We start from the raw sequence: 19,677 nt of genomic DNA on the forward strand, positions 1-19,677 counted from the left end.
GATTCTACGGGGCCGTACTGACACACCCGGGGCACGCTGACCGGCCCCGGCCGGGGGTCCGGCCCGCCGCGCGGCGGCAATCGGATACAGCGTCCCCCGGGAATTGCAGCACGGGCCCCACGGACACTCCCGACGGTCAGGAGGCGAGGCCCTCCAGGGGTACGTGCGGGTCGGCCAGGGCGTCCGTGTCCACCTGGGCCCGGGAGCGGATCAGTTTCTGGATGGGGTCTGTGACATCCCACACGTTCACGTTCATGCCGGCCAGCACGCGCCCCTCCTTCACCCAGAACGCGATGAACTCCCGCTTGCCGGCGTCGCCCCGGATCACCACCTCGTCGTACGACCCCGGCGGCGCCCAGCCGCTGTACTCCATCCCCAGGTCGTACTGGTCGGTGAAGAAGTACGGCACCCGGTCGTAGCTGATCTCCTGGCCGAGCATCGCGCGGGCGGCGGCCGGGCCGCCGTTGAGGGCGCAGGCCCAGTGCTCCACCCGCAGCCGGGTGCCGAACAGGGCGAGCGGGAAGTTCGCCACGTCGCCGGCCGCGTAGATGTCCGGGTCGGAGGTGCGCAGCCGCTCGTCCACGACGATGCCGCCGCCGTGCGCCCGGTCGGCGATCTCCAGCCCGGCCGCCTCCGCGAGACCGGTCCGGGGCGCCGCGCCGATCGCCGCGAGGACGTCGTGCGCCGGGTGCTCCTCGCCGTCGTCGGTGCGGGCCGCGAGCACCATGCCGTCCTGGCCGACGATCTCGGTGAGCTGCCGCCCGAAGTGGAAGCGGACGCCGTGCTCGCGGTGCAGCTCGGCGAAGACGTTGCCCAGTTCGGGGCCGAGCACGTGGTGCAGCGGGGTCGGCGACGGTTCGATCACCGTGACCTCCGCGCCGTACTCGCGGGCCGCCGCCGCGACCTCCAGGCCGATCCAGCCGGCGCCCGCGATCACCAGGTGCCCGTTGTCCCGGCCGAGCGAGGCAAGCACGCCCTTGAGCCGCTCGGCGTGCGCGAGCCGGCGCAGGTGGTGCACGCCGGCGAGGCCGGTGCCGGGGATGTCGAGGCGGCGCGGCTCGGCGCCGGTGACCAGCAGCAGCTTGTCGTAGCGGACGAGGGTGCCGTCGTCGCCGAAGCGGACCGTCTTCGCCGCGCGGTCGATGCGGTCGACGAACTGGCCGAGGTGCAGCTCGACGTCGTTTCGCGCGTACCAGGCGGGTTCGTGCACGAAGACGCTGTCGCGCTCCTCCTTGCCGAGCAGGTAGCCCTTGGACAGCGGCGGGCGTTCGTACGGGTGGTCGCGCTCGTCGCTGATCAGTATCACCCGGCCGGTGAAGCCCTCCGCCCGGAGCGTCTCGGCCGCCTTCGCTCCGGCGAGACCGCCCCCGACGATGACGAATGTCTGATCCGCGTCGACCACTTGATGCCTCCTCGTAAGGATGTCGCCATGTGTGAGCGTCCCGCACGGAGCGTCCTGCGGGAAGAGGGAGTGACCCGATCAGGCCACCGCAGGTCACTTTCCTCTCACATATGCCCCGTCAGTCTCGCGTGCAGGGACCGCGCGGACACGTCCGTGAGGGAGGCGATCTGGTCGACGATCACCCGCTTGCGCGCGTGGTCGTCGCCTGCCCCGTCGAACAGGGCCCGAAACTGCGGATCAAGACCGTCCGGCGCGCGGACCGTGAGCGCCTGCGCCAGCTCGGCCACGATCACCCGCTGGTCCGCGCGCTCCCGCTCCTGCTCGGCGCGCTGCATGACGTAACGGTCCGCGACCGCCTTGAGCACCGCGCACTCCATCCGGGCCTCGCGGGGTACGACGAGTTCGGCGCCGTAGCGGGTGAGCCGGCCGGTGCCGTACGCGGCGCGCGTGGCGCCCTCGGCGGCCAGGCAGAATCGGCCGATGAGCTGGCTGGTGGCGTCCTTCAGCCGGGCCTGGGCGACCGCGGTGCCGTCGTAGCCGTGCGGCCACCACTCCGCGTCCTGGAGGCGGTCGAGGGCGGCGGAGAGCTCGGCGGGGTCGGTGTCCGCCGGGACGTAGCGGCCGACGGCGACCTCGAACACCGCCTGCCGTTCGGACTCGGCGTACAGGCAGTTGGGGTCGATGTGACCGGCGTGCAGACCGTCCTCGACGTCGTGCACCGAGTACGCCACGTCGTCCGACCAGTCCATGACCTGGGCCTCGAAGCAGGTGCGGGTGCCCGGCGCCGGGCCTCTGACCCAGTCGAACACCGGGCGGTCGTCCTCGTACACGCCGAACTTCCGCGACGCGGGGTCGGTGGGGTGGGCGCCGCGCGGCCAGGGGTACTTGGTGGCGGCGTCGAGGGTGGCGCGGGTGAGGTTGAGGCCGACGGAACGTTCCGCTGCGAACCTTTTGGGCTCGATGCGGGTGAGGAGCCGCAGGGACTGGGCGTTGCCCTCGAAGCCGCCGCAGTCGGCCGCGAAGTCGTTCAGGGCCTGTTCGCCGTTGTGGCCGAAGGGCGGGTGACCGAGGTCGTGGGCGAGGCAGGCCGCCTCGACCAGGTCGGGATCGCAGCCGAGGGCCGCTCCCAGCTCGCGGCCCACCTGGGCGCATTCCAGGGAGTGGGTGAGCCGGGTGCGGGGGCTGGCGTCCCAGGCCTGGCTGCGGGTGCCGGGGGTGACCACCTGTGTCTTGCCGGCGAGGCGGCGCAGGGCGGCCGAGTGCAGGATGCGGGCCCGGTCCCGTTGGAAGGCGGTGCGGCCCGGGCGTTTGTCGGGTTCGGGGGCGTAGCGCTCGGCCGAGGTGGAGCCGTAGATTCCGTTCGGTGCGGTGCCTTCCATGGCTCGACAGTAAGCCAGGCAGGCCGCTCCCCCTCAGGCGGCTTGCGCCGACGGCGTCACCAGGCTCTGCTCGTAACGCCGCACGATCAGCCGGGCCATCGCCGGATGGTCCCCCAGCGGGGCCGAGGCGAGCCAGGGCGCCGCGGCCGCGCACTGGGTCGCGAAGCGGCCCGGGGCGGTGAAGCAGGACGCGACCGCCACCCGGTGACGGCCCCTCGCCGCCAGGGTGCGCAGGGCCGTCGGGACCGTCGGGCCGGCCGCCGCGGCGTAGGCCGGGAGGACGGGGACGCCCAGGCGGTCGGCGAGGAGGCGGGCGGTGCGGCGGGTGTCCGTGGCCGAGTCGGGGTCGCGGGAGCCCGCCGCGGCCAGGACCACCGCGCCGGAGCGGCGCGCGGCCTCGTCCGGGGCCGTCGGCCAGCCGGCCTCCAGCAGGCGGTCGTACAGGGCCTCGGCCAGGAGCGGGTGCGGGCCGAGCGGGGGCGCCACGCGTGCGTGCGCCCGTGCCTCGGCCGCCATCGCGGGGATGTCGTGCTTGACGTGGTAGCCGCGGCTGAGCAGGAGCGGGACGAGAACGGCGGGGGCGCCGCCGAGCGCGGCGAGGGTGTCCGGCAGGAGCGGCGCGTTCAGCTCGATGTGGCCGAGGCGGACGGAGAGCCCGGGGCGCAGTTCGCGTACGCGGTCCCTGAGGGCCGTCACGGTGGCGAGCGCGCGCGGGTCCCGGCTGCCGTGGGCGACCAGGACCAGGGCGGGCCGGTCCGGGCGGCGGCAGGGCGGGGGGACCAGGCGGACGCGGGGCCCGGAGCGGGGAGGGGTCGACGCCGTCATGGGAGGATCCTGCCGGGGCCACGTTGCGTGGCCGTTGCCTGGCCGTCACGGGTATTTTCCGCGGCTTCACGTCGTACACCTGCGCGGTGTGAGGCGAAACCGGATCCGGGCCGCCGGCGTCCTCCATGGTCGGGACCGCTCGCTTCGGGACCGCTCACCGGGGACGTCGGGGGGATGTGACGTATGAGGATCCGTCGACCGCGGCTGCCGCGCACCCGTGCCGGGCAGCGGCGGCTGGTGCAGGCCGTGATGGCCGTGTGTGTGCTGGCGCTGCTGCCGGTGACCTGGCTGTACGCGTCCACGGCGGACCGGCTGCGCACAGTGGCCGACGCGCCGGCGGCGCAGGTCGCCGTGGTGTTCGGGGCCGGGCTGTGGAACGGGGAGCCGTCGCCGTACCTCGCGAACCGGCTGGACGCGGCGGCGGCGCTGTACCGGGCGGGCCGGGTGAAGGTCGTCCTGGTGACCGGGGACAACAGCCGCGAGGACTACGACGAGCCCGACGCCATGCGCGTCTATCTCAGCAGGCACGGCGTACCGGCCGGGCGGGTCGTGCGCGACTACGCCGGGTTCGACACCTGGGACTCCTGCGTGCGGGCCCGGAAGATCTTCGGGGTCGAGCGGGCGGTGCTGATCAGCCAGGACTTCCACATCCGGCGGGCGGTGGCGCTGTGCGAGGCGGCGGGCGTGACCTCGTACGGGGTGGGGGTCGCCGAGAAGCACGACGTGACCTGGTACTACGGCGGGACCCGCGAGGTGTTCGCGGCCGGCAAGGCGGTCCTGGACGCGGTGTTCCGTCCGGATCCGCAGTTCCTCGGACCGAAGGACCCGGGGATCGCGCGGGCACTCGCCGCGCCGGGGCGCGGGCCCCGCTGACGTAGATTGCCGGTATGGCTGACACCGGGCAGTTCGACCTCGACGCCTACCTGGGGCGGATCGGCTGGCGGGGCGGCCGGCGGCCCGGTCCGCAGACACTGCGGGGTGTTCATCTGGCCCACGCGCTGTCCCTGCCGTTCGAGAACCTGGACCCGCTGAGCGGCCGGGCGCCCTCGCTGGCGCCCGGCGATCTCATGGCGAAGATGGTCCACGGGCGGCGCGGCGGTTACTGCTACGAGCACAACACGCTGATGTGGCTCGCCCTGGAGGCGCTCGGCTTCCAGGTGGGCGGGCTGGCCGCGCGGGTGGTGCTGGGCGCCCCGACGCCGTGGAGCCGGCCGCGCACGCACATGATGCTGCGGGTCGAGGTGCCGGGCGAGCCGCAGCCGTATCTGGCGGACGTGGGCTTCGGCGCGGCCGGTTCGCCGCTGGTGCCGCTCCCGCTGGTCACCGGCGCCGAGTCCGCGGGCGGCGGCCGCCGGCACCGGCTGATGCCGCTCCCCTCCGAACAGTCGCCGGACATGCTGGAGTTGCAGATGTACGACGGCCGGACGCGGGACTGGGCCGGGCAGTACGCGTTCACACTGGAGCCGTTCGCCGCCCCGGACTACGAGATGTTCAACTGGTACGTCGCCACCGGCCCCCGCTCCCCCTTCAACCGGCGGCCCTATCTCCAGCGGACCACCGCCGAGCGTCATCTCGCCCTGGACGGCGACCTGTTGACGCAGACGCTCGCCGACGGCACCACCACCGAGCACAGGCTCGTGGACGAGGCGGAGGCACGGCGCGTGATCGCCGAGGAGTTCGGGATCGCCGTGCCCGAGGGGCTGACACTGCTGCGCTGACTCAGCGGCGGGAGAGCCAGTCGCCGCCCTCGATCCGGGTGCCGTGGGCGCGCAGCCGGGCGGCGACGGGCGGGGCGGCGAGGTAGACCCAGGCGGGGGCGGTGCTGCCGTCGGCGCGTACGACGGGCCGGGCGACGCGTTCGTAGCGGCTGCGCGGGTCGCCCGGGGTGTACTCCTCCAGCCGGTCCAGGGCGGCGAGCAGGCCGTCGTACGACTCGGGGTGTGCGGTGACCAACTCCCCGCGTATCTCCGCGCCTCGGTGCTCGACGGCGTAGGGGTAGCCGGGCCCGTCGTAGAGCACGGCGCCCGGCAGCCGGGCCGGTTCCTCGGCGGCGGTGCGGCCGCGCAGGAACAGGTCGTGGTTGGCCTCGCCGGGACGCAGGGTGCCGTAGACGAAGAAGGGCAGTTGGGCCCCCGGTTCCGAAGTGATCACGGAAACCATTCTCCCCACCACCGCCGGTGTCGCCGTCACCACCGCGACCCTGCTCACCGTGGCCCTCTCCCCCGCCGCCCACGCCGACCCTGAGCCGACCACCGCGGTCGCGATCCGGAACGCGGCCTCGGCGCTCCTGGCCCACGCCGCGAGCCTGGGCCTGACCTCCGCCGAGAACACCAGCGTCCGCGACGTGATCGTGGACCGGGACGGCACCCAGCACGTCCGCTACACCCGCACCTACCGCCGACTCCCCGTCCTCGGCGGCGACTTCGTGGTCCACCTGAGGAAGGACGGCGGCTACCTGGGCGCTGACCGGGCGAGTCGCGGCACGATATCCCTGGCCTCGATCGTCCCGGACATATCCGCGCCGAAGGCCGCCGGCCTCGCGGTGAACGCGCTGCGGGCGGTCCACCTCGGCGACGGGCTCAGGCAGGTCGAGGCCCGGCCGGAGCTGGTGGTCGACGCCCTGCACGGCACCCCGGAGCTCGCCTGGCGCACCAACGCGGCCGGCCGGGACTCGCTCGGCAACCCGGTCGCCCGCACGGTGCTGACCGACGCCCGCACCGGCCGTCGGATCGACGCCTGGGAAAGCATCGAGACCGCCACCGGTGACGGGAAGTCGCTGTACAGCGGGACGGTGCCGCTGGAGACGACCCCGTCGGGATCGTCGTACGACCTCACCGACCCGACACGCGGCGGCACGTACACCGGCGACGCGGCGAACCAGACCGACCTGTGCGTCTTCGGCATCTGCATCACCCGCGCGCCCTCGACGGTGTTCACGGACGCCGACAACCACTGGGGCACCGGCACCACCGCCGACCGCGCCTCGGCGGCCGTCGACGCCCAGTACGGCACCGACATGACCTGGGACTTCTACAAGAACGTGCTGGGCCGCAACGGCATCGCCGGCGACGGCAAGGGCTCGTACAACCGCGTCCACTACGGCAACAGCTACAACAACGCCTTCTGGGACGACAGTTGCTTCTGCATGACCTACGGCGACGGTGACGGCACCACCTTCGGACCGCTGGTCGCGCTCGACGTCGCCGGGCACGAGATGACCCACGGCGTCACCTCCAAGACGGCCGGCCTGGCGTACACCGGCGAGTCCGGCGGCCTGAACGAGGCCACCTCCGACGTCCTCGGCACGATGGTCGAGTTCTACGCGAACAACCCCTCCGACCCCGGTGACTACCTCATCGGCGCGAAGACCATCAACGGCGCCAAGGACCTCTACGGCGCGGGCAGCACCGAGTACGACGCGGTGGCGGCGGCGTGGGGCGCGGTCAACGTCAACTGACGTGCGGGCCGGGCGAAACCGGGAAGCCCGGAAGGCCGGTGCCCCGCGGGCACCGGCCTTTCCCGTCGCGTCCGGTCAGACAGCCAACTCCTGCTCCGGCTCCTGCTCCGGCTCCTGCTCCGGGGACTGGGCGGGCTGCTGCGGCTTGCGGTCGCGCATCACGGCCGTGGCCAGCATCGCCGCCGCCAGGACACCCGCCGCGCTGACCGTGAAGGTGGTGGTCATCGAGGAGGCGAAGGCCTCGCGGGCCGCGTGGAGGAGGGCCGGGTGGGCCGTGGCGACCGCGCCGGCGATGGACTCGCGGGCCGGGGCGGGGGCGTCGGCGGGCATCCGGTCGGTGTAGCCGCTCGCGAGCAGTGAGCCGAGGATCGCGATGCCGAGGGCCGTGCCGGCCTGCTGGATGGTGTCGTTCAGGGCCGAGCCGACGCCCGCCTGCTCCGGCGGGATCGTGCCCATCAGCGCGCCGACCGCCGCCGGCATGGCGGCACCGGCACCGAGGCCGAGCAGGCCCAGGGCGATCGCCGGGACGGCGAAGCCGGAGCCGGCGTCGACCGTGGTGAGGACCGCGAAGGACGAGACCATGATCAGCATGCCGAGGAGGATGACCACGCGGTTGCCGGTCTTCGCGGCCGGCTTCACGCCTCCCGCGTTGCCGATGATCGCGGTCACGGCCGGCGGCAGGAAGGCCGGGCCCGCCTCGATGGGGCGAGTAGCCGAGGACGAACTGCAGGTACTGGGTGAGGACCGGCATCGGACCGCCGTTGCCGATCCGGACCAGGGCCGGGGAGAGCGAACCGCCGCTGAAGTTGCGCTGCTCGAAGAGGACCGGCGGGACCATCGGGGAGGCGGTGACGTTCTCCCCGGGCACGAAGCCCGCGAGCGTGAGCACCGCCGCCGCGAGCACCGGCAGCCGGCATGATCAGCGCCCCGCCGACACCCATCGCGATCCGCAGCGCGACGACCTGGCCCGGATCGGCGGCGAACGTCCGAGGCGGAGTTCGTCTCCCGCCTGCTGCCCGCGGCCCAGCAGGCCGCGGCCGGTCACGCCAGCCTCTCCGCCGCCTACGCCGCCACCGACGCGACGGCCGTCCGGGACCCCGCCGAGGAGCGGGACGCCAAGTCCGGGTACGGCCTCGACGTCGTCCTGGACGGCCTGGCCGCACGGCTCCCGCATTAGGGTGCTCTTCGCGCCGGCCGCTTCCGCGCACCCCTCGCACGCCTGCGACCTGCTGAAACCCCGCTCGGGTTGGGCCGTGCGGGGGTCGGGGGGCGGCACCCGTTCGCCGTATTCCTGACGGGTCATCAGCAGGCGGGACCCCGTGACTGCGACTTACCTCGATAGCGAACAGCCGAATCGCGAAGGTCTGGGGAACACCATGCGCCGCACTGCCCGTCTGATGACCGGTATCGCGCTCGTCGGGGCGGCCGCGGCGCCCGCCTGGGCCGGCACCGCCGGCAGCCTGGACGTCTCTCCCGGCACGGTGGCTCCGGGCACCCACGTCACGGTGAACACGGCCGCCTGCGGGCGCGAAAGCGGCGGCGCGACCGGGGACGCGGGCGCGGTCGGCGCCGGCACCTTCCTGCTGGCGCCCAGCGCACACGAGGGCGACGTGATCGGCCAGTTCGCGGTGCCGGAGAGCGCACAGCCGGGGACGTACGAGATCGTCGCCACGTGTGCGGAGGGCAACCGGCGGGTGACGGGCGACCTCGTGGTGGCCCTCACCGCGGCGCACGAGCAGGTGCAGCCGCACGGCAGTCTGAAGACGGGGGTCGGCGGCGCACTCGGCCCCGACCCCGTGCACACCGCGGCGGGTGTGGCGGCGCTGGCCGTCGCCGCCGCGGGCGGTACCTGGCTCCTGCATCGCCGGGCGAGAGGCGACGGGATCTGACGGACACCCTCCGCTGTCCGTCCGCCGGTACCGCACTTCCCGCCCCCTCCGGGTCCGATGCCCCTCGCGGCCCGGAGGGGGCCGGGGATTTTCGGGGGTCCGCCCCCCGGGAGAGGGATCGACATGCGCACAAGCGCCAGAAGTGCCGGGCGCCGCGCCCGCGCCGGCCGCGGCCGCGGCGCCCGGCTCGGCGACACCGCGATAGCCACGGTCACCGTCGTGGCCCTCGGTTCCGGGGTGTGGCTGCTCGGCGGCGGCACCGGGACGCACACGCCGCCGCAGCCCGCCACCGCGGAGGGCCGCCCGGACCCGGGCGGCGAGCCCCCCGCGGCCCGCGCCCTGGCCCCCTCGCCGCCCACCCGGATCCGCATACCCGCGATCCGCGTGAACGCCCCGCTGATGGGCCTGGCCCTGACCGGCTCCGGCAGCCTGGACGTGCCGCCCGCGGGGAACAACAACCTGGCCGGCTACTACGAGGCCGGCACCCTGCCCGGCGAGACGGGCACCGCGATCGTCGCCGGGCACGTCGACAACACCGAGGGGCCCGCCGTCTTCTACAACCTCGGCGCGCTCAGGCGGGACGCCCGCATCGAGGTGGACCGCCGCGACGGCTCCGTGGCCGTGTTCAGCGTGGACGCGGTGGAGGTGTACGCGGCCCGTGACTTCCCCGACGAGAAGGTCTACGGCGCGGCCCGCCGCCCGGAACTGCGCGTCATCACCTGCGGCGGCGGCTACTCGCCGACGACGGGGTACCAGGGCAACGTGGTGGTGTTCGCGCACCTGACGGGAAGCCGTGCCTGAGCCGCGCCCCGCAGGGGCCCTCGCACCCCCGGACCTCACACGCCGAAGCGCCGCAGGCTGAGGGCAGCGTTCCGCACGGGAAACAGACGTGATGCGGCCGGGTAACGTCCGCACCGCACGCTCAGGGGCATGACCTCGCATACACGTACCCCGGGAGCCACCCCCACGATCGTGCTCGTCGGCCACGGCATGGTCGGCGAGCGCTTCCTGGAAGCGCTCGCCGAGCGCGGCCTGACCGCCACGCACCGCGTGGTCGTCCTGTGCGAGGAACCGCGTCCGGCGTACGACCGGGTCGCCCTCACCTCGTACTTCTCGGGCCGGACCGCCGAGGAACTCTCCATGACCGACATGGGGTTCATCGACACCCACGGCATCGAGCTGTACGTCGGTGACCCGGCCGACGCCATCGACCGTGCGGCGCGGACGGTGACCGCCCGGTCCGGCCGGGTCTTCGCGTACGACACCCTCGTCCTCGCCACCGGCTCGTACCCGTTCGTGCCGCCCGTGCCGAACAAGGACGCCGACGGCTGCTTCGTCTACCGCACGATCGAGGACCTCCTCGCGATCGAGGAGTACGCGAAGGGCGCCCGGACCGGTGCCGTGGTCGGCGGCGGTCTGCTGGGTCTGGAGGCGGCCGGCGCCCTCAAGGGGCTCGGACTCGACACGCACATCGTGGAGTTCGCGCCGCGCCTGATGCCGGTGCAGGTCGACGACGGCGGGGGCGCGGCGCTGCTGCGCACCGTCGAGGACATGGGGCTGACCGTGCACACGGGCGTGGGCACGCAGGAGATCGTGACCGGGGCGGCGGGCGCCGTCAGCGGCATGAAGCTGTCGGACGGCTCCGAGCTCGGCGTCGACATGGTCGTGTTCAGCGCCGGTGTCCGCCCCCGCGACCAGCTGGCCCGGGACTGCGGCCTCACGGTCGGCGAGCGCGGCGGCATCAGCGTCGACGAGCAGTGCCGTACGGTCACCGACCCGCACGTGTTCGCGATCGGAGAGTGCGCGCTGGCGGCGGACGGCCGGGTGTACGGCCTGGTCGCGCCGGGGTACGAGCAGGCGGAGACGGCCGCCGCCACCATCGCCGCCGCCGAGGCGTCGTTCACCGGCGCCGACCTGTCCACCAAGCTGAAGCTGCTCGGCGTCGACGTGGCGTCCTTCGGCGATGCGCACGGCACCACCGAGGACTGCCTCGACGTCGTGTACTCCGACGCCCGCGCGGGCCTGTACAAGAAGCTGGTCATCGGCCGGGACGGCACGCTGCTCGGCGGCATCCTGGTCGGCGACGCGGAGGCGTACGGCACCCTGCGCGCGCTGACCGGTTCGGTGCCCCCCGTCTCCCCCGAGTCCCTCGTCCTGCCCGCCGGAGCGGACTCGGGGGCGCAGCTCGGCCCGGCCGCGCTGCCGGACGAGGCGATCGTCTGCTCCTGCAACAACGTCACCAAGGGCGCCGTCCGCGGCGCGGTCACCGAGCACCGGTGCACCACCGTGCCCGAGGTCAAGAAGTGCACCAAGGCCGGTACGACGTGCGGCAGTTGCGTCAAGGTGCTCGGCCAGCTGGTCGACGCCGAACTGGCGGCGTCCGGCGTCGAGGTCGACAAGGGGCTGTGCGGCTGCTTCGCCCTGACGCGCGAGGAGCTGTACGAGATCGTCCTGAGCCTGCGCATCACGTCGTACCAGGACCTGCTCGACCGCTACGGCCGGGAGGGCGCCCGCGGCGGCGAGGGCTGCGAGATCTGCAAGCCGGCGGTGGCGTCGGTCATCGCCTCCCTCGCCCCGACGATCGGCGCGAGCGGCTACGTCCTCGACGGCGAGCAGGCGGCCCTGCAGGACACCAACGACCACCACCTCGCCAACCTCCAGAAGAACGGCTCGTACTCGGTCGTGCCACGCATCCCCGGCGGCGAGATCGCGCCCGAGAAGCTGATCGTGATCGGCGAGATCGCCCGGGACTTCGGCCTCTACACGAAGATCACCGGCGGCCAGCGGATCGACATGTTCGGCGCGCGGGCGGAGCAACTCCCGTTGATATGGGCCCGGTTGGTGGACGCCGGCTTCGAGTCCGGACACGCCTACGGCAAGGCCCTGCGGACCGTGAAGTCCTGTGTCGGCTCGACCTGGTGCCGTTACGGCGTCCAGGACTCGGTCCGCATGGCGATCGACCTGGAGCTGCGCTACCGGGGCCTGCGCTCCCCGCACAAGCTCAAGTCGGCGGTCTCCGGGTGCGCCCGCGAGTGCGCCGAGGCCCGGTCGAAGGACTTCGGCGTGATCGCCACGGCGAACGGCTGGAACCTGTACGTCGGCGGCAACGGCGGCGCGACCCCGCGCCACGCGGACCTGCTCGCCCAGGACCTGTCGGACGCCGAACTGGTCCGGCTGATCGACCGGTTCCTGATGTTCTACATCCGCACCGCCGACCGCCTGGAGCGCACGAGCGTGTGGCTGGAGCGGATCCCGGGCGGCCTGGACCACGTACGCGACGTGGTGGTGCACGACTCGCTCGGCATCTGCGACGAGCTGGAGGCGCTGATGCGGGCGCACGTGGCGGGCTACCGCGACGAGTGGGCCGAGACGATCAGCGACCCCGAGAAGCTCACCCGGTTCGTGTCGTTCGTGAACGCCCCCGACACCCCCGACCCGGTCGTCGCCTTCGTCCCCGAGCGCGACCAGATCAAGCCCGACCTGCCGCTGCTCGCCATCGGCAGGCGGCCCGCCGCCGACGTCCTGGAAGGAAGCACCCCGCGATGACCCTGGCTGTCGAGACCACCGCTCTGAAGGTCCAACTCCGGCTCGCCGAGGGCTGGTTCACGGCCTGCGACGTGCACGCGCTGCTCCCGGGCCGCGGGGCCGCCGCCCTGCTGCCGGACGGCCGTCAGGTCGCCCTGTTCCGCGACCGCGCGGACCGCCTCTACGCGATCGACAACCGCGACCCGTTCACCGGCGCGGCCGTCCTCTCCCGCGGCCTGACCGGCACCCACGAGGGCCGCCCGTTCGTCGCCTCCCCCCTGCTGAAGCAGCGCTTCGACCTGGCCAGCGGGGAGTGCCTGGACGACGAGACGGTCCGGGTGACGGCGTACGAGGTCCGGGCGGCGTAGGCCCTCGCGGTGACCGCCGACGTCTCGCGCGCGGCTGATGCCGACGCGGTGGTCCGGGCCGCCGTCGACTCCTACGGCTCACTGGACGTGGCGGTCGACAACGGGGGCGTCTTCCGGGGCGGGCAGCCCCTCGTGGACCTCCCGGAGCAGGACTGGCACACCCGGCTCGCCACCAACGTCACCGGCGTGTTCCTGGCCCTGCGGGCTCAGATCCGCCAGATGCGCGGCCAGTCGGCGGGGGGGGGCTCGATCGTGAACATCTCCTCCACCTTCGGACGGCACACCGCAGCCCCCGGGGCGGCCGCCTGCTCCGCGTCCAAGGCCGCCGTGACCGCGCTCAGCCGGGGCGCCGCCCTCGACCACGTCCGGGACGGCGTCCGGATCAACCTGGTCAGCCCCACAGCCACCGAGACCTCCATGTCCCTGCGGCCGGGCGAGACCGAGGCGGGCCGGACCGAGCGCGCGAAGAACACCCTTCCGCTCGGCCGCATCGCCACCACCGGGGAAGTCGCCGCCGCCGTCCTCCACCTGGCCTCGGACGACGCGGCCTCGGTCATCGGCACCGACCTGGGCGTGGACAGCGGCGCCACACTGTGAGCACTAGTCGATCCCCGAGCGCTCCACCCCCGCCACGATCCACCGCTGGAAGCACAGGAAGACGAGCAGCAGCGGCAGGACGGACACGACGGCGGCGACGAACAGCTCGTGCAGCCGCACGACCTGGGACGTGGTGAAGGACGACAGCGCGACCTGCACCGTCCAGGCGCGCTGGTCCTGCCCGATGACCAGCGGCCACAGGAAGGAGTTCCAGGCGCCGAGGAACACGATCGTCCCGACCGCCGCGAACACCGGCCGCGCGTTCGGCACGACCACCAGCCAGTACGTCCGCCAGTACCCGAGCCCGTCGACCTGCGCCGCGTCCTCCAGCTCCCGCGGGAAGCCGAGGAAGTACTGGCGGAAGACGAAGCAGGCGAACGCCGAGAACAGCGTCGGGACGATGAGCCCGCGGAGCGTGGAGATCCAGCCCAGCGACGACACCAGCACGAAGCTCGGTACGAAGGTGACGGCGGCCGGGACCAGGAGGGTGCCGAGGATGCCGTAGAAGACCTTGTTCGCGTGCCGGTAGGGGATGCGGGCGAGGCCGTACCCGGCGAGGGAGGCGAGCAGGAGCGTCCCGGCGGTGGTGGCCACGGCGATCAGCGCGGAGTTGACCAGGGACCGGGCGAAGGGCACGGACGGATCGGCGAACAGCTCCCGGACGTTGCCCCACCTCAACTCCCCCGGGAAGAAGGTCCATCGAGGCGAGGTGATGTCCTGCTCGCTCGCCAGCCCGTTGCGGACGAGCAGATAGAAGGGGATGAGGAAGAGCAGGGCGAGCGCGATCAGCAGCACCGCCCGCAGGGCCCGCGCGGCCCGCACCAGGGCGTCATCCATCGGCGTCCGTCCTTCCCAGCCGCAGCCACCGCGCCTGACCGACCGTGACGACCGCGATGATCAGCGCGAGGATCACCGCTCCCGCGCTGCCGAGCCCGAGGTTCTGCCCCTGCCCGAGCGCGGTGTAGTAGAGATAGACGAGCGGCGGCCGGGCGTACGGCGGATAGCCCCGGGCGTCGGAGAGCAGGTTGTAGAACTCGTCGAAGGCCTGGAAGGCGTTGATGACGAGCAGCAGCAGCACCGCGACCGAGGTGGCTCGCAGCTGCGGCAGGGTGATGTGCCGCAGCACCGTCCAGCCGGGCCGGGCCCCGTCCACGGCGGCCGCCTCGTAGAGCACCGGATCGATCCTCTGCAGCCCGGCCAGGAAGAGGATCATGTAGAAGCCGGCCTGGAGCCACAGCCGTACGGTGACGATGACCAGCCAGTACCAGGGCGGGTCGGTGGTGGACAGCCAGGCCACCGGATCGCCGCCGAACCAGTCCAGCACGGTGTTGGCCAGCCCGAACCGCACCCCGTTGAAGATCGACATCTTCCAGACCAGGGCCGCGACGACGTAGCTGCACGCGGCCGGGAGGAAGAAGACGGACCGGAAGAACGCGCGCGCCCGCCGGACCCGGTTGACCATGAGCGCGAGCGAGAGGGACAGCAGATAGGTGACGGGCACGATGAAGGCGGTGAAGACGAGGAACGTCTTCAGACTGCCGGTGAACGCGTCGTCCCGCAGCATCGCCGTGTAGTTGTCCAGACCGACGAAGTGCGTGGGCGTGACGGTGTTCTGCGCGTCGAAGAAGCTGAGGCCCACGCTCCACAGCAGCGGGACGTAGGTGAAGAGCGCGAGCCCGGCGGCGAACGGCCCGACGAACACCCAGAACCAGAGGACCCGGCGCCGCCTCACGACGTCCTCTTCACCCGGTCGAGCTCACCGGACACCTTCCGTACGACGGCCCGCAGTTCGCTCTCCGGGTCCGCGCCGCTCTTGATGATCCGGCTGAGCGCGTCCTGGTAGGCGGTCTGCGCGGCCGGTGTCCACAGCAGGGGCTGGGCGTACCCGTGCTCGGTGGCGAGGCGGACGGCGTCGGCGGCGGGACCGCTGTGGAGTTGCGTGGCCTTCTTGGCGAGGGAGATCCGGGCGGGGATGTGAAAGCCGTAGGAGAGGGCGAAGTCCTCCTGGTAGTCGGTCCGTTCGACCCACAGCCACTTGACGTACTCCCTGGCGGCCTCCCGGTGCCTGCTGCGGGCGCTGACGGCGGCGCCGTACGCCCCGACGGGCACGGTGGGCCTGCCCTGTCCGCCGTCCGCCGGGAAGGGCAACACCCCGAAATCGTCGCCCAGTTGCTGCTTGATCTGGGGCAGCGCCCACAGCCCGCACCACTGCATCGCGGTGAGGCCCTGGAGGAGGGCGGACGGGTCCGACCAGTCCGCGGGCGCGCCGAGGAGGAGGGACTTGTCGGCGTAGAGCCGGCGCAGCTTGCCGAGGGTGCGGGCGGCGGCCGGGTCGTCGAAGCCGGCCTTCCCCTCCTCGGTGACGAGCTCAAGTCCGGCGGCGTAGAGGGGAGTTCCCCCGAGGACACCGGCACCTCCGTCGTTGCCCAGGAAGAGGCCCTTGACCTTGCTGGTGGTGAGCGTGCGGGCGGCGTCCACGAGGGCGTCGAGCGTGGCGGGCGGCTGGACCCCGGCCGCCTTCAGCAGGCTCTTGCGGTAGTAGAGGAGCTGCATGTCGACGACCTGCGGGATGCCGTAGATCCTCCCCTTGTACGTCTTGGGCGTGAGCACGGCGGGGTTGAAGTCGTCCTTGACGCCGTCGAGCAGGTCGGTGAGGTCGACGACCTGTCCGCCCTGGATCTGGTCGAGTGTGGGCCCGTTGACCTCGAACACGTCGGGCCCGGAGTCGGTCAGCAGCGCGGCGGCGGTCTGCTGGTCGTAGTTCCCTGGCCGCCACTGCACGGTGACGTGCGCCTTCTTGTACGCGGCGGCGTACCGCTGCACGGCCTGCTGGGTGCCCGGCTCACCGTACTGGTGGTACCACTGGGACAGCGCCGCCCCCGAACCCCCGCCCCCGCGCCCGGTGTCGGATCCGCACGCGGCGAGTGCCCCCGCCCCGACTCCGGCCCCCGCGACCAGCAGTGCCCTGCGACTCATGGCCATCGTCCGTACCCCCTGACGTATCGGTGTCGGTCATCGATGCACGGCCCAACGATCAACCTTGCGCGATGATTACGAAAGGGGTGTTGCAGCCGTGTGTCACCGTGCGGGGGCACGGTGTCACGATCCCGGGCCGATTCCCGCCGCCGTCACCCAGCCCGGATCCCACCGGAATCACCCAGTTCGGCGGCCGCCGAAATCGCCCGGCCCGAGGCACAACTTTTCCGGGCCGCGACGCATCCAACACAGTGACCTTCATCCACCCGTTCGCCCGATGGAGGCGGATATGTCAGTTCACTGTCCGAACCCTCTGAAGCTCTTCCGGACGTCGCCGAGGCGCGGCGCGGCGGCCGTCCTCACCGCGGCCGTCGTGGGCCTGACGGCGGCGGGAGCGGCCTGGAGCGCGCCGGCGGCGGCACCGTCGGCCGCCAAGGCCCTGCGCACCTGCACGGCGAGCGACCTGCACCTCTCCATGGGCCGCAAGGAGGGGGCCGCCGGGTCGCTGTACTGGCCGGTGCGGTTCACCAACACGAGTACGGGCAGCTGTGCCCTGCGCGGATACCCGGGCGTCAGCGTCCTCGACACCGCTCACCACCAGCTCGGCCCGGCGGCCGCCCGCAGCGGCACCTCCTACCGCACGGTCGCCCTCGCCCCGGGCCACTCGGCCTCGGCGGTGCTGCGCACCACGAACGGCCCGGTGGGCGGCCCCTGCCTGCGCACCGGCTCCTACCTGCGCGTCTTTCCCCCGGCGTCCCGCACCCCGGTCCTGATACCGGCGTCGTGGACGACGTGCTCGGGGCTCTTCGAGGTGGGTCCGGTGAACACGGAGGGGGTGTTCTAGAGGGACAGCACCCGAAAACGCCGGAGAGGCGACACCCCCGCACAGGGTGTATGGCCGACTTCCTGACCTGGGAAGTCGGCCATACCAAGGCGTCACAGGGCACAGTCAGGGCACATCGCTCAGTACCGCCTCCATCATGTCGGCAGTCCGGTCCGCCTCTGCCTCCCACAAGTGGGTGTACACGTTCAGTGTGATCGATGGCTTAGCGTGACCAAGCCGCATCTGCACCTGCTTCGGGGTCGTCCCGTTCTTGATCAGGACCGAGGCATAGAAGTGCCGCAGATCGTGAAGCGTGGTGTCCTCGGGTACGCGGACCTTGCTGCCCGACTTCTTCAGATGGGCGTTCGCCCGCTTGACGTTCCGGGTCCACACTTTCGCCCAGCTGGCACGCCGGATCGCTCCGCCAGTCTCGCTGGTGTACAGCAACCGAGCATGGCGCCATACGGGCTTCCTGGGGTTCGTCCGGTCCTCGATGTACACGACCTGCGGCGGGAACTTCGCACGGTGCCGTGCAATCTCGTCTACGACCGAGCGTCCCTGAGGAACAGACCGGTAGCTCTGTCTGGTCTTCGGTTCCCCGAGGTACGGCACCCCCTTGTCGGGACCGATCATCTGTTGCTTGACGGTCACAGTCTCGGCAGGGTCTCCGTCCTCCAGCCCGAACAGTTCGCCTTGCCTTAGGCCCGTCGAAGCCGCCTGCCTGACCAGGGCGCGGTATCGGGGAGACGCGGTCACGATGAGCGCCTTCACCGCCTCCGGATCAAGCGGGTGGACCTCCGGATAGAAGACCTCTGGCGGTTTCAGCCCCTCCCACGGGTACTTCGGGATGATCCCCTCTTGGTGAGCCATCTTCAGGATGCTGGTGCAGACGTTCCAGGGCGTCGCAAAGGTGGACGGCGCGATGACCGCCGACCGCTCTTTGATCCACCTCATTCCGTCGGCCCGCTGAATACGGCCGATCTCGCGGTTGCCGAACGTCGGGTAGATGTGCAGCCGTAGGGCTCGCTCAACGTTCGTTTCCGTCCGCTCGCGGTGTACGGCCGTCTCCTGCCAGCGTTCAGCGATGGTTCTGAACTTCTGCTTGCCCAACTCCCGGTTCACGAAGGTGCCGCCATCGAGTTCAGTCGTCACCTTGGCGGCACGGGAGTCCGCAGCAGTCTTCTTCTCGAAGTTCTCCTTGCACTGCTTCCCGGACAAGTCCCGGTAGCGCACCTGCCAGCGCTTCCCTGTGCCATGGTCCCCGCTGGGATAGACCTTCTGGGTCTTGGTGCTGTGTGCCTCGCACGGCTCGGCGTCGGCCGGCGGTCGGGAGAGGTGCCAGCGGTCGTACACCTCAGCCATCCGTTCCCCTCCCTTCAGGGCAAGCCGATTCAGTGATGAGGTGGGGTCCGTTGCTGTTCCGGGTCATGCTGCGCGTCGGCCTCCGATCTCCTCAGCGTCGTACTTGTCCAGCGCTTCGGCGTCGTACAGAACATGTCGACCGCGCCTGATGAAGCACTGCGGGCCGGTTTCGGCGTAGCGCCAGTAGCGGACGGTTGAGGGTGACGTGCGGTAGCGCTCGGCGACTTCCGCAGTCGTCAGGTACTTCTTCATGACGTCCTTCCTGTGAGGAAGGGCGGGGAGAGCAAGTCCCGCCCCGGCATTCCGGGCTGTGTCCGAGGTGCGGATTTCTGCGTCATCGCGTCACGCACGTCATTTGAGGTTCTGACCTGCTGCTATGCGGTGACGCGGGCCGCTCGGTGCGTGTCACGGGGCGTCGCGGGGTTCTGTCACCCGTGACGCGGGTGACGTGAGATGACGCAGGTGTCGGCCGTCTGCGTCACCGATCTAGCCACAGGTCAGGCGCCGTTTTCTGGTCCGTGGTGACGCGGGTGACGCAGCATCTCTTCTCTTAGGAAAAAGAGAAGGGGTGGTGTCTGTGGTGGTGCGGTGCGGCTCAGGACGTGAAGAAGGAGCCGCCTTTCGGCGCGACTTGTGCAGCGGCGGCAAGCCGCCGGAACAGCAAGAAGAGCACGCCCCCGCCCGTGGTGGGACGTCACGGACCACCTTTGCGTCTCCTTGATCGTTGGCCGCATCAGGGACGTTTAGGGTGCGGGCATGTCTCGAAGATGGTGGATACGGCAGGCCCTGCTGGCGGCTGGGATTGTTGCCCTTACGGTGCTGTCGAACGTGGTCGCGCATCGCAGTTGGCAGGTGACGGCGGGTTGGGCACTCGGCGTCCTGCTCCTGATTGGCCTGTCTGTGCTGAATGTGCTGTGGCATCAGCGCTACCGGCCGGAGAAGTTCGAGAAGTACCGGGCCAAGGCTGAGGCCCGGTATCAGCGGTAAATCCGTCGAGGAGCCGGGACACCTAGCTGCCGTGCCCGGGATCCTCCGGATGGCGGTGCGCCGATAAGCACGCCCCGCCCGGGTGCT

The 19,677-nt window shown here is 71.9% G+C and carries 20 protein-coding genes and 1 pseudogene; 11 read left to right on the forward strand and 10 right to left on the reverse strand.

Annotated elements, in window-relative coordinates:
- Positions 1 to 136: 136 nt before the first annotated feature.
- From AC4OXY_RS18835 to AC4OXY_RS18845, 3 genes are all read right to left on the reverse strand, one after another.
- Complete coding sequence (locus tag AC4OXY_RS18835) at positions 137 to 1,402, reverse strand: NAD(P)/FAD-dependent oxidoreductase (protein ID WP_356031403.1); 1,266 nt, start codon at positions 1,400 to 1,402, stop codon at positions 137 to 139.
- Between the two features lie 104 nt (positions 1,403 to 1,506).
- On the reverse strand, positions 1,507 to 2,781 hold the full coding sequence (locus AC4OXY_RS18840) for a deoxyguanosinetriphosphate triphosphohydrolase (protein ID WP_356031405.1): 1,275 nt from the start codon (positions 2,779 to 2,781) through the stop codon (positions 1,507 to 1,509).
- A 33-nt stretch (positions 2,782 to 2,814) separates the two neighbouring features.
- Positions 2,815 to 3,606 (reverse strand): sirohydrochlorin chelatase, encoded by a 792-nt coding sequence (locus AC4OXY_RS18845; protein WP_356031407.1) that lies wholly within the window; start codon positions 3,604 to 3,606, stop codon positions 2,815 to 2,817.
- A 183-nt stretch (positions 3,607 to 3,789) separates the two neighbouring features.
- On the opposite strand from AC4OXY_RS18845, the gene AC4OXY_RS18850 reads away from it, so the two are divergent.
- Positions 3,790 to 4,479, forward strand: a complete 690-nt coding sequence (locus tag AC4OXY_RS18850) for a SanA/YdcF family protein (protein ID WP_491994256.1) — start codon at positions 3,790 to 3,792, stop codon at positions 4,477 to 4,479.
- A 14-nt stretch (positions 4,480 to 4,493) separates the two neighbouring features.
- Positions 4,494 to 5,324: an arylamine N-acetyltransferase family protein gene (locus tag AC4OXY_RS18855; protein WP_356031413.1), complete on the forward strand. Its 831-nt coding sequence runs from the start codon at positions 4,494 to 4,496 to the stop codon at positions 5,322 to 5,324.
- Position 5,325: 1 nt separating this feature from the next.
- Here the strand turns inward: AC4OXY_RS18855 and AC4OXY_RS18860 are convergent, their stop codons facing one another.
- Positions 5,326 to 5,757: a gamma-glutamylcyclotransferase family protein gene (locus AC4OXY_RS18860; RefSeq protein ID WP_376285294.1), complete on the reverse strand. Its 432-nt coding sequence runs from the start codon at positions 5,755 to 5,757 to the stop codon at positions 5,326 to 5,328.
- Between AC4OXY_RS18860 and AC4OXY_RS18865 the strand changes: the two genes are divergently transcribed.
- On the forward strand, positions 5,750 to 7,063 hold the full coding sequence (locus AC4OXY_RS18865; protein ID WP_376285297.1) for a M4 family metallopeptidase: 1,314 nt from the start codon (positions 5,750 to 5,752) through the stop codon (positions 7,061 to 7,063). The genes AC4OXY_RS18860 and AC4OXY_RS18865 overlap by 8 nt on opposite strands.
- 75 nt (positions 7,064 to 7,138) lie before the next feature.
- Here the strand turns inward: AC4OXY_RS18865 and AC4OXY_RS18870 are convergent, their stop codons facing one another.
- Positions 7,139 to 7,654, reverse strand: coding sequence for an MFS transporter (locus AC4OXY_RS18870; RefSeq protein ID WP_376285300.1), 516 nt, complete (start codon positions 7,652 to 7,654; stop codon positions 7,139 to 7,141).
- Here AC4OXY_RS18870 and AC4OXY_RS18875 point away from each other — a divergent pair.
- From AC4OXY_RS18875 to AC4OXY_RS18900, 6 genes and pseudogenes are all read left to right on the forward strand, one after another.
- The gene (locus tag AC4OXY_RS18875; protein WP_376285303.1) at positions 7,644 to 7,982 is read left to right on the forward strand and encodes a hypothetical protein; all 339 of its coding nucleotides are present in this window, start codon (positions 7,644 to 7,646) and stop codon (positions 7,980 to 7,982) included. The two genes, AC4OXY_RS18870 and AC4OXY_RS18875, sit on opposite strands and share 11 nt — an antisense overlap.
- A 457-nt stretch (positions 7,983 to 8,439) precedes the next feature.
- Complete coding sequence (locus AC4OXY_RS18880; RefSeq protein WP_362821524.1) at positions 8,440 to 8,952, forward strand: hypothetical protein; 513 nt, start codon at positions 8,440 to 8,442, stop codon at positions 8,950 to 8,952.
- Between the two features lie 123 nt (positions 8,953 to 9,075).
- Entirely contained in the window at positions 9,076 to 9,753 is a 678-nt protein-coding gene (locus AC4OXY_RS18885) for a class F sortase (protein ID WP_376285306.1), read from the forward strand.
- A gap of 129 nt (positions 9,754 to 9,882) precedes the next feature.
- The gene (gene nirB / locus AC4OXY_RS18890) at positions 9,883 to 12,498 is read left to right on the forward strand and encodes a nitrite reductase large subunit NirB (protein ID WP_376285308.1); all 2,616 of its coding nucleotides are present in this window, start codon (positions 9,883 to 9,885) and stop codon (positions 12,496 to 12,498) included.
- Positions 12,495 to 12,845, forward strand: coding sequence for a nitrite reductase small subunit NirD (nirD, locus tag AC4OXY_RS18895; RefSeq protein WP_356030964.1), 351 nt, complete (start codon positions 12,495 to 12,497; stop codon positions 12,843 to 12,845). Before nirB ends, nirD begins: the two co-directional genes overlap by 4 nt.
- A pseudogene (locus tag AC4OXY_RS18900) lies at positions 12,846 to 13,442 on the forward strand (SDR family NAD(P)-dependent oxidoreductase); the annotation flags it as partial.
- A 3-nt stretch (positions 13,443 to 13,445) separates the two neighbouring features.
- Here AC4OXY_RS18900 and AC4OXY_RS18905 read toward each other — a convergent pair.
- The 3 genes from AC4OXY_RS18905 to AC4OXY_RS18915 are packed head-to-tail and all read right to left on the reverse strand — an operon-like array spanning position 13,446 to position 16,424.
- Positions 13,446 to 14,279, reverse strand: coding sequence for a carbohydrate ABC transporter permease (locus AC4OXY_RS18905; RefSeq protein WP_491994257.1), 834 nt, complete (start codon positions 14,277 to 14,279; stop codon positions 13,446 to 13,448).
- Positions 14,272 to 15,174, reverse strand: a complete 903-nt coding sequence (locus AC4OXY_RS18910) for a carbohydrate ABC transporter permease (protein ID WP_356030962.1) — start codon at positions 15,172 to 15,174, stop codon at positions 14,272 to 14,274. Before AC4OXY_RS18910 ends, AC4OXY_RS18905 begins: the two co-directional genes overlap by 8 nt.
- On the reverse strand, positions 15,171 to 16,424 hold the full coding sequence (locus tag AC4OXY_RS18915) for an ABC transporter substrate-binding protein (RefSeq protein ID WP_376285313.1): 1,254 nt from the start codon (positions 16,422 to 16,424) through the stop codon (positions 15,171 to 15,173). Before AC4OXY_RS18915 ends, AC4OXY_RS18910 begins: the two co-directional genes overlap by 4 nt.
- Positions 16,425 to 16,707: 283 nt before the next feature.
- Here AC4OXY_RS18915 and AC4OXY_RS18920 point away from each other — a divergent pair, with 283 nt between their 5' ends.
- A complete protein-coding gene (locus tag AC4OXY_RS18920; protein ID WP_376285316.1) occupies positions 16,708 to 17,262 on the forward strand; it encodes a DUF4232 domain-containing protein in 555 nt (184 codons plus the stop codon).
- Between the two features lie 105 nt (positions 17,263 to 17,367).
- On the opposite strand, the gene AC4OXY_RS18925 is transcribed toward AC4OXY_RS18920, so the two are convergent.
- Both AC4OXY_RS18925 and AC4OXY_RS18930 read right to left on the reverse strand, forming a co-directional pair.
- Positions 17,368 to 18,603: a tyrosine-type recombinase/integrase gene (locus AC4OXY_RS18925; protein ID WP_491994258.1), complete on the reverse strand. Its 1,236-nt coding sequence runs from the start codon at positions 18,601 to 18,603 to the stop codon at positions 17,368 to 17,370.
- A gap of 63 nt (positions 18,604 to 18,666) precedes the next feature.
- Positions 18,667 to 18,855 (reverse strand): helix-turn-helix domain-containing protein, encoded by a 189-nt coding sequence (locus AC4OXY_RS18930; protein ID WP_355710693.1) that lies wholly within the window; start codon positions 18,853 to 18,855, stop codon positions 18,667 to 18,669.
- 504 nt (positions 18,856 to 19,359) lie between these two features.
- Here AC4OXY_RS18930 and AC4OXY_RS18935 point away from each other — a divergent pair.
- Positions 19,360 to 19,590, forward strand: coding sequence for a hypothetical protein (locus tag AC4OXY_RS18935; RefSeq protein WP_491994259.1), 231 nt, complete (start codon positions 19,360 to 19,362; stop codon positions 19,588 to 19,590).
- Positions 19,591 to 19,677: the final 87 nt, after the last annotated feature.

It is taken from the genome of Streptomyces sp. HUAS MG56, from assembly GCF_058673395.1.